Source organism: Gordonia araii NBRC 100433 (assembly GCF_000241265.1).
Taxonomy (GTDB): Bacteria; Actinomycetota; Actinomycetes; order Mycobacteriales; family Mycobacteriaceae; genus Gordonia; species Gordonia araii.
In genome coordinates, this window is record NZ_BAEE01000056.1 from 26557 (window position 1) to 40986 (window position 14430).

A 14430-nucleotide genomic window follows, 5' to 3' on the forward strand; every position below is an offset into this window, starting at 1 on the left:
CATCGATCGATGCGGGAAGGCCGAAATCATGGGGGATCGAGCGCCGACGAGCGGGCTCGGGGCGCTCGCCTAGAATTGCTCACGTGACTTCCCACCTCGACACCGTGTCGAATGCTGCGCAGACCCCCGATCACCCCCAGCCCTTCACCGAGTTGGGGTTGAAGGACGACGAATACGCGCGGATCCGCGAGATCCTCGGCCGCCGGCCCACCGACGCGGAGTTGGCGATGTACTCGGTCATGTGGTCCGAGCACTGCAGCTACAAGTCCTCGAAGGTGCACCTGCGCTACTTCGGCGAGACCACCACCGACGAGATGCGGTCCAAGATGCTCGCCGGGATCGGCGAGAACGCCGGTGTCGTCGACATCGGTGACGGCTGGGCGGTGACGTTCAAGGTCGAGTCGCACAATCACCCGTCCTACGTGGAGCCCTACCAGGGCGCGGCCACCGGCGTCGGCGGCATCGTTCGCGACATCATGGCGATGGGTGCGCGTCCGATCGCCGTGATGGATCAGCTGCGCTTCGGCGCGGCCGACGCGCCTGACACTCGTCGGGTGGTCGACGGCGTGGTGCGCGGCATCGGCGGCTACGGCAACTCGCTCGGTCTGCCCAACATCGGCGGCGAGACCGTCTTCGACGCCAGTTACGCGGGCAATCCGCTGGTGAACGCCCTGTGCGCGGGTGTGCTGCGCACCGAGGACCTGAAACTGGCGTTCGCGTCGGGTGCGGGCAACAAGATCATCCTGTTCGGTGCCCGTACCGGGCTCGACGGGATCGGCGGGGTGTCGGTCTTGGCGTCGGAGACCTTCGACGAATCGGGCGAAGACGGCCCGAGCCGCAAGAAGCTGCCGTCGGTGCAGGTGGGCGACCCGTTCACCGAGAAGGTCCTCATCGAGTGTTGCCTCGACCTGTACCGCGAAGACCTCGTCGTCGGCATCCAGGACCTCGGCGGTGCCGGACTGTCCTGTGCGACCTCCGAGTTGGCCGCGGCCGGTGACGGCGGCATGCACATCGACCTTGAGCAGGTTCCGATGCGCGCCGAGGGGATGACGCCGGCCGAGGTGCTCTCCAGCGAGTCGCAGGAGCGCATGTGCGCGGTGGTGAGCCCGGAGAACGTCGAGAAGTTCATGGAGGTGTGCCGGCGCTGGGACGTGCTGGCCACCGTCATCGGCGAGGTCACCGACGGTGACCGGCTGGTCATCGACTGGCACGGCGAGACCGTCGTCGATGTGCCCCCGCGCACCGTCGCCCACCAGGGCCCGGTGTATGAGCGACCCCTGGCCCGGCCGGAGTGGCAGGACGGCGTCGTCGCCGATACCAGCGCTTCGCTGCCGCGCCCGTCGACATCGGACGAGCTGCGGGAGACCACACTTCGGTTGCTCGCGTCCCCGGCTCTGTGCAGCCGCGCCTTCATCACCGAGCAGTACGACCGCTACGTCCGCGGCAACACCGTGCTCGCCGAGAACGCCGATTCGGGGATGATCCGCATCGACGAGGGGACCAATCGCGGCATCGCGCTGGCGACCGACGCGTCGGGCCGCTACACCTACCTGGATCCGTACCGCGGCGCGCAGCTCGCGCTGGCCGAGGCCTACCGCAACGTCGCCGTCTCCGGCTCGACGCCGGTCGCGGTGACCAACTGCCTCAACTTCGGCTCGCCTGAGGATCCGGCGGTCATGTGGCAGTTCAGCGAGGCGGTGCGCGGATTGGCCGACGGTTGCGCCCAGCTGGGCATCCCGGTCACCGGCGGCAATGTCAGCTTCTACAACCAGACCGGCTCGACTCCGATCTTGCCCACCCCGGTCGTCGGGGTGCTCGGCGTCATCGACGACGTGCGCCGCCGCATCCCGACCGGCTTCGGCACCGAGCCGGGCGAGACGCTCATCCTGCTCGGCGAGACCCGCGACGAGTTCGACGGCTCGATCTGGGCGCAGGTCACCGCCGACCACCTGGGCGGAGTGCCGCCGCAGGTCGACCTGGAGACCGAGCGCCTGCTGGGGGAGATCCTGGTGGCCGCGTCGCGCGATGGTCTGGTGTCGGCCGCCCACGACATCTCCGAGGGCGGGCTCATCCAGGCGGTCATCGAATCGGCGCTGGCCGGGGAGACCGGATGCCGGATCATCCTTCCCGAGGGTGCCGACCCGTTCGTCTGGCTGTTCTCCGAGTCGGCGGGCCGCGCGATCGTTGCCGTGCCGCGGACCGAAGAGTCACGATTCTGCTCGATGCTCGACGCGCGGGCGATGCCGTGGACCCGGATCGGAGTCGTGGACCAGGGCGCCGACGACGTGAGCGTGCAAGATCACTTCGCCATTCCGCTGGCCGAGCTCCGCGAGGTGCACGGGGCGACCCTGCCGCGTCTGTTCGGCTGACACGGCGTCATCCCCGGTAGGCGGCGCGGCCACCCGGGTAGTACCCTCGCACCATTGCGGGGACCAGCCGCGCGCGATTGTTGAGATGGAGCACCGATGTCGAACCCTTACGACCCGAACAACCCCGGCGACCAGTCCGGATACGGTCAGCCGGCACCCGGGTACGGCCAGCAGCCGTACCCGCAGCCCGGATACCCCGCCGCTGGCGGCTACGGCTACCCGCTGGCCGGCAAGCCCGACAACAACCTGGTCTGGGCGATCCTGTGCACCGTTCTGTGCTGCCTCCCGCTGGGCATCGTGGCGATCGTGAAGTCCACGTCGGTGGACAAGCTGTGGGCTACCGGTGACTACGCGGGTGCCCAGAACGCGGCTGACGAAGCGAAGCGCTGGGCCATGTGGGGCGCGATCATCGGCGTCACCGTGACCGTGCTGTCGATCATCGCCTACATCATCTTCGTGGTCGCCCTGGTAGGCACGGCGTCGACCTACACGCCGAGCTACACCTACACCAACACGTACAGCTACTGATCCGAGAGTGACCGATCCGTTGTGCGTCGACGGAGCTGAACGAGGCGTTCCGGTGCCGCCGCGCGAGCCGGATCGCACCGACCGGATGATCGCCTCGCTCAGTCGGGTCTCTGCGCACCCCGTCGTCGGACCGTTGGTCGTCGTCGCGGGCGCTGCCGCCGTCGGGGCCGCCGTCTGGTTCGGCGATCCGACGACCCCGGGCGGACACCTCCCGACGTGCCCGACGAAGTCGTTGCTGGGCATCGTATGCCCCGGCTGTGGTGCGATGCGGATGATCTACTCCGTCATGCACGGCGACTTGGGTGCTGCGGTGGCCTACAACGCGGTCGGCCTCGTCGCGCTCGTGCTCCTGATCTGGTCATTCGCGGCGTATTGCGCCAGGTTGTGGACCGGACGGCGATGGCGAACGTGGCAGCACTTCCGCTACTCGTCGATGACGATTCTCGTCGTTGTGCTGGTGTGGTTCGTCATCCGCAACATTCCGATAGCGCCCTTCACCGCGCTACGGGTATAGGGGAGCGGCAGTACTCGTCAGAGGGGGAGCATGACATTCGATCCGAGGTACCCGCCGCCCGGGTCTCCGCCGCAGGGGATATCGCCGGGCCTTCCCAGCGTGCCAGCCGCGGGGCCGCACTATCCACCGTTCGGGTACCCGCCAGCGCAGGCCGTTCAGCGCGGCCCGTCGGGAGGCGCCGCGATCACCGCAGCGGTGCTGAGCTTCCTCGGAAGTCTTCACATGGCGTTGATGGCTGCGTTGGGTGCAACTGAGACTGTGCAATGGGGGAGCAACGGCGTCTCGGCGCACATTTCGCAGGTGGCTGTGTCCTTAATGGCGACGTTGACCGCGATGGGCGCGTGCGCGCTGCTCGCTGCCGGCGGTATCCAAACTCTCCGTCGCCGTCCGGTCGGCCGCTGGTTGATCGCGGCCGGGTGTGGAGCGAGCTTGCTCATGGTCGTCGTTAGTGGACTCTTCGTGCTTTGGGCCACTGCCGGCGCCTTCTTCGTGATCTCGCCGCTCGCGATTCTGAGCGGTGCGCTCACGTTGCTGTTCTCCATCGTCACTGTCGTCCTGGCTCTGGTGCCGTCGACGGCCGCGTGGCTGCGTTCTGGCGGGTAGGCGGCGTGGCATCTCCACACCCTGTTGGCGTCGCGGCGAGGGCGTCCATGCCGGCGTCCGCGGTCGCGACGACGGTGCTCGGCGGTATCGGGGCCCTGGCTGCGGTATATGTGGCCGGCTTCGACATCAGCCAGCTCCGCGGCGGGGAACCTACGGTTCTACCCAGCGCGACACTGACGGTTGTCCGGATCGTTGCCGAGCTGACGGCGTTCGCGCTATTGGCGGCCGGGGTGATACTGATGGCGCGTCGCAAGCCGGCCGGTCGGCTCCTGGTCGTGGCCGGGTGCGCCGTGACCATTGTCGTCGCGGTTGTCTCGGTGGCCGTGCTTCTTATCGTCGGCCCCGAGGACGACCGACCGTTGTTCGTGGCGTATCTGTACTGGGACGTGGTCATGATTGTCGTTACGGCGTTGATGCCGGCGATTCTCACCCTCGTTCTAGCTGCGGCACCATCGACGAAGAGGTGGCTTATCGCCCCGCAAAACTGAAACGTGTTCTAGTCTTGGGCCATGACTCTTCGCGTCGTCGAATGGTCGACCGGCACCGTCGGTCGACATGCCATCGAAGGAATTGACCGCCACCCCGATCTGGAACTCGTCGGCGTCTGGGTGTCCGACCCGGCCAAGGTCGGCAAGGATGCGGGCCGTCTCGCCGGACTGGACCGCGATCTCGGCGTCCTCGCCACCAACGACCGCCAAGCGCTGCTGGACCTGAAGCCCGACGCCATCGTGCACACCGCGATGACCGACGACCGCATCTTCGAGGCCATCACCGACCTCACCGACTTCGTGCGCGCCGGCATCAACGTCGTCTCGTCGGGGCCGGTGTTGCTGCAATTCCCCTACGGCGTGGTCCCCGACAACGTCGTCGACCCCATCGTCGACGCGGCGAAGGCCGGTGGCGCGAGCCTGCACGTCAACGGTATCGACCCCGGATTCGCCAACGACGTCCTGCCGCTCGCGATGACCAGTCTCTCGCGGCGCATCGACGAGGTGCGCTGCTCGGAGATCGCCGACTATTCGACCTACTACCAGCCCGTCGTGAACAGCCAGATCTTCGGCTTCGGCCAGCCGATGGACGTTACGCCGATGCTGCTGAACCCCGGCGTGCTGTCGATGGCTTGGGGATCGGTGGTCCGCCAGATCGCCGCGGGCCTGGATCTGACACTCGACGAACCGCTCGTCGAGCGCATCGAGGAGGTCGCCGCCGACCGCGATTACGACACCGTGTCGGGGAAGATCCCCAAGGGTACGAGGGCCGCGCTGCACTTCCAGGTCGTCGGCCAGGTGAGCGGCGTCGACCGCGTCGTGCTCGAGCACTACACCCGTAACCACCCCGACCAGTGTCCCGAATGGCCCAAGCCGACGAACGGCGACGGTTGCTACCGCGTCGACATCACCGGTGACCCGGTGCTCAACGTCGAATTCGGCCATCACGGGGAGGACGGTGACCACAACGTGTCCGGCATGGTCGTCACGGCGATGCGCCTGGTCAACGCCGTGCCGGCCGTCGTCGCGGCCGAGCCGGGGCTGGTCACCGCCCTCGACCTCCCGCTGGTCACCGGCCGCGGACTGGTGGCCGGGCAGGACTCCACGGGCGCCGACGCGGCAGACTAGGGGGCGTGCAACCGACGGTCGATCCAGCGCAGTGCCGTGCCGCCGTCGAGGCGGTGGCGGACTGGATCCTCGACGACGACGCGCCAGCGCCCGCGCGACCCGCACTCGCCGCGGCGGTGCGCCTTACTCTGCGCACGTTGCCGCAGTTGGCGCCCGGTTCCTCGGTGGAGGTGCGGGTACCGCCGTTCGCCGCCGTGCAGTGCATCGAAGGTCCGCGCCACACTCGTGGAACACCGCCCAATGTCGTCGAAACGGACCCGCGAACCTGGCTGCGACTGGCCACCGGTGCTGTGAGCTTCGACGACGCCATCGCCGCGCACATCGTCGACGCTTCCGGCGCGCGGGCCGGCGAGATCGCCGACATGCTGCCCATCACACCGCTCAAGATTCGTTGATAGTGGCGATCGGGCCGTAGACTGGAGGTGCCCTCACCGACGACTCACCGGAGCGCTCGTGACCGATCTGTCGATCAACTCGTCCAACCTCCTTCCCGACGATGTATCCGCAGCATCGCCGTGCGCGCGAGCGAATCCAGATCCGGTCATCCAGCCAGACAACGAACCGCGCGAGGAATGCGGCGTGTTCGGCGTCTGGGCGCCCGGCGAGGACGTCGCGAAACTGAGCTACTACGGCCTCTACGCGCTGCAGCACCGCGGCCAGGAGGCCGCCGGGATTGCCGTCGGCGACGGCGCCCAGGTCATCGTCTTCAAGGATTTGGGTCTGGTCAGCCAGGTCTTCGACGAGCAGACCATGGCATCGATGGTCGGCCACGTCGCGATCGGGCACTGCCGTTACTCGACGACCGGATCGACGACGTGGGAGAACTCCCAGCCGATCTTCCGCACCACCGCCGCGGGCAGCGGAGTCGCTCTCGGCCACAACGGCAACCTGGTGAACACCGCGGAATTGGCGTCGCGGGCCCACGATCTGGGCCTGGACAGCAGTGGAGGCGGAACGTCGGACTCCGACATCGTCGGCGCGCTGCTCGCGCACGGTGCGGCCGACCGCACCCTTGAGCAGGCCGCGCTGGAACTCCTGCCGGAGCTGAAGGGCGCTTTCTGCCTGACGTTCATGGACGAGAACACCCTGTACGCCGCCCGCGACCCGCACGGTGTCCGGCCGCTCTCGCTGGGCCGGCTCGACCGGGGCTGGGTGGTCGCGTCGGAGACCGCGGCCTTCGACATCGTCGGTGCGTCCTTCGTCCGCGACATCGAGCCGGGTGAACTCCTGGCCATCGACGCCGACGGCGTGCGCTCCACCCACTTCGCCGAGCCGACGCCCAAGGGCTGCATCTTCGAGTACGTCTACCTGGCCCGCCCCGACAGCGTGATCAACGGGCGGACCGTGCACTCGGCGCGAGTGGAGATCGGACGACGACTCGCCCGCGAACACCCCGTCGACGGAGATCTGGTCATCCCGGTCCCGGAATCGGGCACACCGGCCGCGGTCGGCTACGCGCAGGAATCGGGCATCCCCTACGGGCAGGGTCTGATGAAGAACGCCTACGTCGGCCGAACCTTCATCCAGCCGTCGCAGACCATCCGGCAGTTGGGCATCCGCCTCAAGCTGAATCCGCTGCGCGAGGTGATCCGCGGCAAGCGCCTGGTCGTCGTCGACGATTCGATCGTGCGCGGCAACACCCAGCGAGCGCTGATCCGCATGCTCCGCGAGGCGGGCGCCGCCGAGGTCCACGTGCGCATCGCGTCGTCGCCGGTGCGCTGGCCGTGCTTCTACGGCATCGACTTCGCCTCCCCGGCCGAGCTGATCGCCAACGGGATGGACGCCGATGAGCCCGGTGCCATGGTCGAAGGAGTTCGTCAGGCCATCGGTGCCGACAGCCTGGGCTACATCTCCATCGACGAGATGGTGGCCGCGACCGAACAGCCCGGATCGCAGCTCTGCAAAGCCTGCTTCGACGGTGAATACCCGATCGCCCTGCCGACCGAGACGGCCATGGGCAAGGCGGTCCTTGAGTCACTGCGCGGCGCCCCCGGCGTGGACCCGCTCACCGTGGCGAATGACAACGTCAGCGCCGTGATGCGGCCTTGAGGCCGTCCGGTAGCGTAGACATCCGTACCCTCTCATTCCTCCCAGGAGTTCCGCCATGTCCAAACGCGACTCGGCCCCGTTGATCCCGCCGAACGCGTCGTACGCCGCCGCGGGTGTCGATATCGACGCCGGTGAGCGGGCGGTGGAGCTCATCTCGCCGCACGCCAAACGCGCGACCCGCCCCGAGGTGGTGGGCGGCATCGGCGGGTTCGCCGGGCTGTTCGCCCTCAAAGGCGGGTACCGCGAGCCGTTGCTCGCGGCCTCCAGCGACGGGGTCGGCACCAAGCTGGCCGTCGCGCAGGCGCTCGGGAAGCACGACACGATCGGCCGCGACCTGGTGGCGATGGTCGTCGACGACCTCGTCGTCTGCGGCGCCGAACCGTTGTTCCTGCAGGACTACATCGCCATCGGAAAAGTCGTGCCGGAGACCATCGAGCAGATCGTGTCCGGCATCGCCGATGGGTGTGTCGAGGCCGGCTGTGCGCTGCTGGGCGGCGAGACCGCCGAACATCCCGGGCTGATGGAGGACGGGCACTACGACATCTCGGCCACCGGCGTCGGTGTCGTCGAGGCCGACGAGGTGCTCTCCGCCGACCGGGTGCGCCCCGGTGACGTGGTGATCGCCATGGGATCGTCCGGTCTGCACTCCAACGGCTACTCGCTGGCCCGCAAGGTCCTGCTCGATTGGGGCCACATGGATCTGCAGGGGCACGTCGAAGAACTCGACCGCACGTTGGGCGAAGAGCTGCTGGAGCCGACGAGGATCTACGCCCGCGACTGCCTGGCGCTCGTTGCGGAGGCCGATGTGCGCACCTTCGCCCACGTGACCGGCGGCGGCCTGGCCGACAACCTGTCGCGGGTGCTGCCCGGCGGTGTGGTCGCCGAGCTGGAGCGGTCCAGCTGGTCGCCGGCGCCGATCTTCGCCCTGATCTCCCACCGCGGCCGCGTCGCGCGCGAGGAGATGGAGCGCACGTTCAACATGGGAGTCGGGATGGTCGCGATCGTCGCACCGGAGGACACCGATCGGGCACAGGCCGTCTTGACCGCTCGCCACGTGGACAACTGGGTGCTCGGCACCATCAAGAGCGGCGGCCGCGACGCGAAGTCGAAGACCGGTGTCGCGCGGCTCGTCGGGGAGCACCCCCGCTTCTAGTCGCGTTCGGACTTTCTCCCGCCGGCCGCGTCGGCGGGCACGCCAAAGACGCGGACCAACGGCCCGTCGTCATTGGTGGGTTGTGCAGCGCCGACGCCAAGCGTCAGGCGCGCTTCCATTCCTCTTCGTCGGCCCAGCTCTCCGCGCCGTCCGACGGGTGGGAGTCCGCACCGCCGGAGAGCTCGCGCTGCAACCGCTCGAGGTCGGTTTGGGGCGTGGAGTATTTGAGTTGACGAGCAACCTTCGTCTGCTTGGCTTTTGCCCGGCCGCGGCCCATTTGGGACCCCCTCGCACACTGCCGGGGCGGCCACAATCTGTGGTGGCGGCCCCGTGCTTTTCAGTAGGAATGTCTGTCGTGGCTCCCAGTCTAGCGCGAACCGCGACAGAATGCGGCCACCGGGCGTCAGCCGCCGTGGCGCAGCCGGTCGACGGCCTCCCGACCGGCCTGACGGTGCGAGTCGGCGACGACCGAATCCGCGTCCACCCTGGCCGCGACGGACTGGTCGTCGGTGGTGGTGATGATGAGGTCGGTTTGGACGTCCACACCCCGTTTCACCAAGGCCAGGGCGACGGGACCGAGCTCGAAATGGTCGACCACGCTGCCGATCCGACCGACGGTGCGCCCGCTGGCGGTCACCGGGTCGCCGGGCGCGGGACGCGCATCGGTGCTGCCGTCGAGATGCAGGAGGACGAGATGGCGGGGCGAGCGGCCGAGATTGTGGACCCGGGCCACTGTCTCCTGTCCGCGGTAGCAGCCTTTGTCGAGGTGGACGGCGCCCTGTTCGTCGCGCGTACCGATCCAGTGCACCTCGTGCGGGATGGTGCGCTCGTCGGTGTCGACGTGGACGAGTGGGCGCGCGGCTGCCACGCGATGCGCGTGGAACGCCCACGACCCGGCCATCGTCGCACCGGCTTCGACCAGGGCGTGCCATCGCTGCTGCGCTTCGGTCTCCGGAAGGACGAGGTCGACGACGGGCAGCGTGCGTCCCTCACCGATCGGCGGCATGATCCGCCAGAAAGAAGCTGGCTCGCGTTCGTTCGATTGGGCCCGCTCGCTCCCGCTCCCGGCGCCCAGGTGGTGCAGCTCGGGCAGGTCGCCCGCGTCGTAGACCGCGGCGTCGGCCGGTATCTCCAGGAGGTCGGCGATCGCGCCTGACCGGGCGTCCGGCCCGACGAGTGTCGTCACGTACATGTCGGGACGCGGTAGCGGCGTCGCCTTGGCCCAGAACACCATCGAGGTGAGGAAGCCGGCGAGCTCGTCGCCGCGGAATCCCGGCGTATCGATCCAGGTCACCTCGTCGATGTCGGTGAGGACGAAATGCTCGACGATGCGGCCGTTGAGGTCCAGCGAGAGGTTCTCGGCACTGCGACGGTCGGGGAGGTCGGAGACGAACTGGCTGGAGATCGTGTGCAGCCAGGAGAGGCGCTCCTCGCCGGACAACTCGAGCACCGCACGGTCCGAGCGGTCCACGACGATAGCGCCCGTGGTCGCCGCGCGCTGCTCGCCCAGTGGGTCGCCGTAGTGCCAGGCGACGCGCCGCGCGCCGTCGTGGCCGAAGATCCCTTCGGGTTCGGCGACGGCGCCCGCGGTCCGCTCGTCGAGGTGACTGGTGAGAATGACCGACTGGTTCACGCCATCCAGCCTACGTGGAACAACCTCCGACGGGTTCGCCCCGGAATCGGGCCGCGAGGAAGGCGGCGGCGTCGCGTTCGAACGGGAGGAAGGCCTTGCCGTGCGTGTCGCCGGCGTAGCGGATGAATCGGGCAGACACTCCTGCCGCGCAGTACCGTCTGGCGAGCGCGGCGACGTCGGCGGTGACCATCACCCCGTCGCCGATTCGATCCGATGCGCCGACGGCGAGCAGCAGCGGCGTGCGCGGTCGCCCGACGGTTCCCATCACGTTGCGGGCGATCGCGCGGCGGACGGATGGGACGGCGAGCAATCCCGGGTATGGCCGCCGCACCATCGCGCGGCTGGTCAGTCCGGGGAAGTTCGCCGCGAACGCCGCGATGCAGCCGTGACGCACTTTGGCGATGGCGGCTTTCCCCCGCGGTGACAGGAAGGAGCCGACGTCGAGAGCGTAGGTCCGGCGGTAGACCTCGGTCAGCGCGGGGATGACGCCGGCCCAGGCGCGACTACCGCTGACGTAGCCGAGGTTGTGGGCCAGGTTGACCGGCAACCCGCCTGCCGCGGCGCCGACGATCGATAGTTCGGGTGCGTAGGCGGGTGCGAGTTCGGCACCGAACTCGGTGGGCACCGATCCGCCTGAGTAGCCGAGCATCCCGACCGGTGTCGATCCGGGAAGGCGGGTGACCCGCAGCGCGGCGCGGATACCGTCCAGGGCGAGTTGGCCCGATTGGCGGCCGATCGTCCATTCCTGCCGCAGACCCTCGTAGTCGGGGACCGCGACGACGAATCCGCGGGCGAGGTATCCGGCAAGAACGGCCTGCTCGACGCGTGCGGCATCGCTCGGATGATTGCCGCGCAGGGTGTAGGACGGATTGCATTGGGAGCCGAGCGCGTCGTAGGCCATGTGGAAGGAGACGATCCGTCGCGCGGCTCCACCGGGCCGCAGCACGGTCGTCACCCCGGCGATCGGTTCACCGTGCTCGCCGGTGCTGCGGTACAGCACTTGCGTCGACGTCACGGGCACCGTGGCCCCGTCGATGACGAACGCCACGCCTCGGAGGCGCAGGATGTCGCCCGGTCGGTGGGCGGCGAGTTCACCGGCGTATCGGTAGAAGGGATCGGCTGCCGGTGGCGGGCCATCCGCATGGGCGGGCCCCGGCATAGGCATCGCCGCGACGGACAGCAATGCGCCGAGTGCCGTTGCGACGAGGACCAGCTGCCTCAAGCGAGTCGGCATGGGCACTCCCGTCGGTCGCGTCCACTCAAGAGTGGACCACCGGTGGCGCGTCGGTGCGCCTTTCGCTCAACCCCGGCCGGATACCCTTACGCCCATGGCGACCCCTGTCTTGTTCGACGTCCACGGCGGCCGGCGCGACCCGCAGCAGCCGCTCCTCCACTTCGACGACCTTGCGGTCGTGCGCGGTGACGGAATCTTCGAAACGCTGCTGGTGCGCGACGGGCAGGTGTGCAATCTGGCGCGGCATCTGGCCCGCTTCCGTGACGGCGCGGCGCGGATGGATCTGCCCAAGCCGGCGATGGCGGCGTGGGATTCGACGATCAACGCCGCGGCCGTCGCCTGGTCCCTGGCGAACGGGGATGTCGAGGGGCAGATGCGGCTGGTCTACACGCGCGGCCGGGAGTCGGCGCCCGCCGATCACGACGCGCCCGAGCGGACGACGGCGCTCGTGATGATCTCCGAGGTCCGGTCGAGCGTTGCGCAATCGCGTGCTGACGGGGTTGCGGTGTGTTTGCTCGACCGCGGATACACCGTCGATTTCGGTGCGCGGGCGCCATGGCAGCTGATCGGGGCGAAAACGCTCAGCTACGCGGCGAACATGGCCGCGTTGCGCCACGCGGTCGCCGCGGGTTTCGACGACGTGATCTACACGTCGTCGGACGGACAGGTACTCGAAGGGCCGCGTTCCAGTGTCGTGGCGGTGACCGGCCGAACGCTGCGGACGCCGCCGGTGGAATCGGGGATCCTGCCCGGGACCACCGTCGCGGCCCTCTTCGCCGCGGCGCGGGAGGAAGGCTGGGACGCCGAGTACGCACGCCTGCCGCCCGCGGATCTGCTGGCGGCGGACTCGGTGTGGATGTGCTCGTCGGTGACGATCGCGGCACGCGTGACCAGGATCGATGACGACGAGCTCCTCCTTGATGAGCAAACCGGCGCCGCCGCGGCCGAATTCGCCGAACTCGCGTCGCGGGCGATCGCCGTCGCTTAACGTTCGGGCTGTCCCTGCGGCGGCCGACGTGATGAGCGCCACCGCAGATGGGGGACCGGAGTCCCTTGTTCCAAATGAATATCGCGGCGTACGTTGAACGCATCTACTATCGTTTGTAGTAGCCACAAACGTTGGTAGCAGTCAGCCAGCAGCTCCAGCCCAGCAGAGTAGGCACGCATGGATGTCGTCGACATTTCCCGATGGCAATTCGGGATCACGACCGTTTATCACTTCATTCTCGTCCCGCTGACCATCGGGCTGGCCCCGATGATCGCGGTGATGCAGACCGTCTGGCACATCACCGGCAACGAGGCGTGGCTGCGCGCCACCAAGTTCTTCGGGAAGCTCTTCCTGATCAACTTCGCGCTCGGCGTCGCCACCGGCATCGTCCAGGAATTCCAGTTCGGGATGAACTGGAGCGAGTACAGCCGGTTCGTCGCCGACGTGTTCGGGGCACCGCTCGCGTTGGAAGGGCTCGTCGCTTTCTTCGCCGAGTCCACATTCATCGGTCTGTGGATCTTCGGCTGGGGCAGACTCAGCAGGGGACTCCACCTGTTATGCATCTGGATGGTGGCGTTCGGCGTCAACGCGTCGGCCTACTTCATCATCGCCGCCAACTCGTGGATGCAGCATCCCGTCGGCGTCGAATGGGACACCTCTCGCGACCGCCCGGCGATGAACAGCATTGTCGCGCTGCTGACCAACAACACGACCCTCGCCGCGTTCCCGCACGTGATCGCCGGAGCGCTGCTGACCGCGGCGACCTTCGTCGCCGCCATCGGCTGTTGGTGGATGGCGCGGGCGTCGTGGCGGGCCCGCCAGCTGCGCCGCGCCGAGGCCGGCGAAACCGTCGAGCTGGAGGAGACCACCTCCCCGAGCCTCGTCGACGCCTCGCCCGAGCAGCTCGACGACGACGCCAAGGCGATGTGGCGGCCGGTCACCCGCTTCGCGCTGTGGTTGACCATCGCCGCGGGTGCAGCGGTGATCTTCACCGGCGACCTGCAGGCGCAGATCATGTTCAAACAGCAGCCGATGAAGATGGCGGCGGCGGAATCGCTGTGCGAGACCGAGCACCGCGCGGCGTTCTCCATCCTGTCGATCGGCCGCCAGAACAACTGCGACAACATCACCCATGTCATCGCCGTGCCCGGCATGCTGTCCTTCCTCGCCGACCATCGCTTCGACACCGAAATCAAGGGCGTCAAAGACCTGCAGAAGGAATACGAGGAACGCTTCAAGGACAACCCGGCGCATCAGGGGCAGAACTACGCCCCCAACCTGTTCGTCACCTACTGGTCGTTCCGCGCGATGATCACCTGGGCTCTCGGTTCGGTGGCGGTGGCGCTGGGCGGACTATGGCTGACGCGGCGCGGGCGAGTAGTCACGTCGCGGCGGTTCGGCTTCTTCGCACTCTTGATGATCCCGACGCCGTTCCTGGCGAACTCGTCGGGCTGGATCTTCACCGAGATGGGCCGCCAGCCGTGGATCGTCGCGCCCAACTGGGTCGACGACCTCGATCCGCTGCGCGTGTCGATGCTGGTGCAGCAAGGCGTGTCGAATAACTCGGCCGGTGTCGTGCTGGGGTCGCTGATCGTGTTCACCCTGCTCTACGGAGCGCTGGGCGTCGTGTGGTTCGCGCTGCAACGTCGCTACATCCGGGAGGGACCGGCCGCACCCGGCTACGAGGAGCAGGCGCTCGAAAAGACCGACGACGACAAGAAACTGTCGTTCGCCTACTGACGG

At 68.2% G+C, this 14430-nt stretch carries 14 protein-coding genes; 11 read left to right on the forward strand and 3 right to left on the reverse strand.

The genetic code is table 11. From position 1 onward, the window contains the following. Positions 1–83: 83 nt before the first annotated feature. From purL to purM, 9 genes are all read left to right on the forward strand, one after another. Complete coding sequence (purL, locus tag GOARA_RS10560) at positions 84–2369, forward strand: phosphoribosylformylglycinamidine synthase subunit PurL (RefSeq protein WP_007322357.1); 2286 nt, start codon at positions 84–86, stop codon at positions 2367–2369. Positions 2370–2465: 96 nt separating this feature from the next. Beyond that, positions 2466–2897: a CD225/dispanin family protein gene (locus GOARA_RS10565; RefSeq protein WP_007322358.1), complete on the forward strand. Its 432-nt coding sequence runs from the start codon at positions 2466–2468 to the stop codon at positions 2895–2897. Between the two features lie 7 nt (positions 2898–2904). After that, entirely contained in the window at positions 2905–3411 is a 507-nt protein-coding gene (locus GOARA_RS10570; protein WP_007322359.1) for a DUF2752 domain-containing protein, read from the forward strand. A 300-nt stretch (positions 3412–3711) separates the two neighbouring features. Next, a complete protein-coding gene (locus GOARA_RS10575) occupies positions 3712–4014 on the forward strand; it encodes a hypothetical protein (protein WP_138947651.1) in 303 nt (100 codons plus the stop codon). A gap of 47 nt (positions 4015–4061) precedes the next feature. Then, positions 4062–4502, forward strand: coding sequence for a hypothetical protein (locus GOARA_RS18980; protein ID WP_007322362.1), 441 nt, complete (start codon positions 4062–4064; stop codon positions 4500–4502). A 21-nt stretch (positions 4503–4523) separates the two neighbouring features. Beyond that, on the forward strand, positions 4524–5630 hold the full coding sequence (locus GOARA_RS10585; protein ID WP_007322363.1) for an NAD(P)H-dependent amine dehydrogenase family protein: 1107 nt from the start codon (positions 4524–4526) through the stop codon (positions 5628–5630). Between the two features lie 5 nt (positions 5631–5635). Continuing rightward, positions 5636–6025, forward strand: a complete 390-nt coding sequence (locus GOARA_RS10590; protein ID WP_007322364.1) for a sterol carrier family protein — start codon at positions 5636–5638, stop codon at positions 6023–6025. A 58-nt stretch (positions 6026–6083) separates the two neighbouring features. Beyond that, the gene (gene purF / locus GOARA_RS10595) at positions 6084–7679 is read left to right on the forward strand and encodes an amidophosphoribosyltransferase (RefSeq protein WP_007322365.1); all 1596 of its coding nucleotides are present in this window, start codon (positions 6084–6086) and stop codon (positions 7677–7679) included. Positions 7680–7734: 55 nt separating this feature from the next. Next, on the forward strand, positions 7735–8832 hold the full coding sequence (gene purM / locus GOARA_RS10600) for a phosphoribosylformylglycinamidine cyclo-ligase (RefSeq protein WP_007322366.1): 1098 nt from the start codon (positions 7735–7737) through the stop codon (positions 8830–8832). Positions 8833–8935: 103 nt separating this feature from the next. Here purM and GOARA_RS19385 read toward each other — a convergent pair whose 3' ends face one another. From GOARA_RS19385 to GOARA_RS10610, 3 genes are all read right to left on the reverse strand, one after another. Beyond that, on the reverse strand, positions 8936–9109 hold the full coding sequence (locus GOARA_RS19385; RefSeq protein WP_007322367.1) for a DUF3073 domain-containing protein: 174 nt from the start codon (positions 9107–9109) through the stop codon (positions 8936–8938). Between the two features lie 126 nt (positions 9110–9235). Continuing rightward, on the reverse strand, positions 9236–10465 hold the full coding sequence (ygfZ, locus tag GOARA_RS10605) for a CAF17-like 4Fe-4S cluster assembly/insertion protein YgfZ (RefSeq protein ID WP_007322368.1): 1230 nt from the start codon (positions 10463–10465) through the stop codon (positions 9236–9238). 10 nt (positions 10466–10475) lie between these two features. Continuing rightward, positions 10476–11699: a lipase family protein gene (locus GOARA_RS10610; protein WP_007322369.1), complete on the reverse strand. Its 1224-nt coding sequence runs from the start codon at positions 11697–11699 to the stop codon at positions 10476–10478. 94 nt (positions 11700–11793) lie between these two features. Between GOARA_RS10610 and GOARA_RS10615 the strand changes: the two genes are divergently transcribed. Next, entirely contained in the window at positions 11794–12687 is an 894-nt protein-coding gene (locus tag GOARA_RS10615) for an aminodeoxychorismate lyase (protein ID WP_007322370.1), read from the forward strand. A 177-nt stretch (positions 12688–12864) separates the two neighbouring features. After that, positions 12865–14427: a cytochrome ubiquinol oxidase subunit I gene (locus GOARA_RS10620; protein WP_007322371.1), complete on the forward strand. Its 1563-nt coding sequence runs from the start codon at positions 12865–12867 to the stop codon at positions 14425–14427. Positions 14428–14430: the final 3 nt, after the last annotated feature.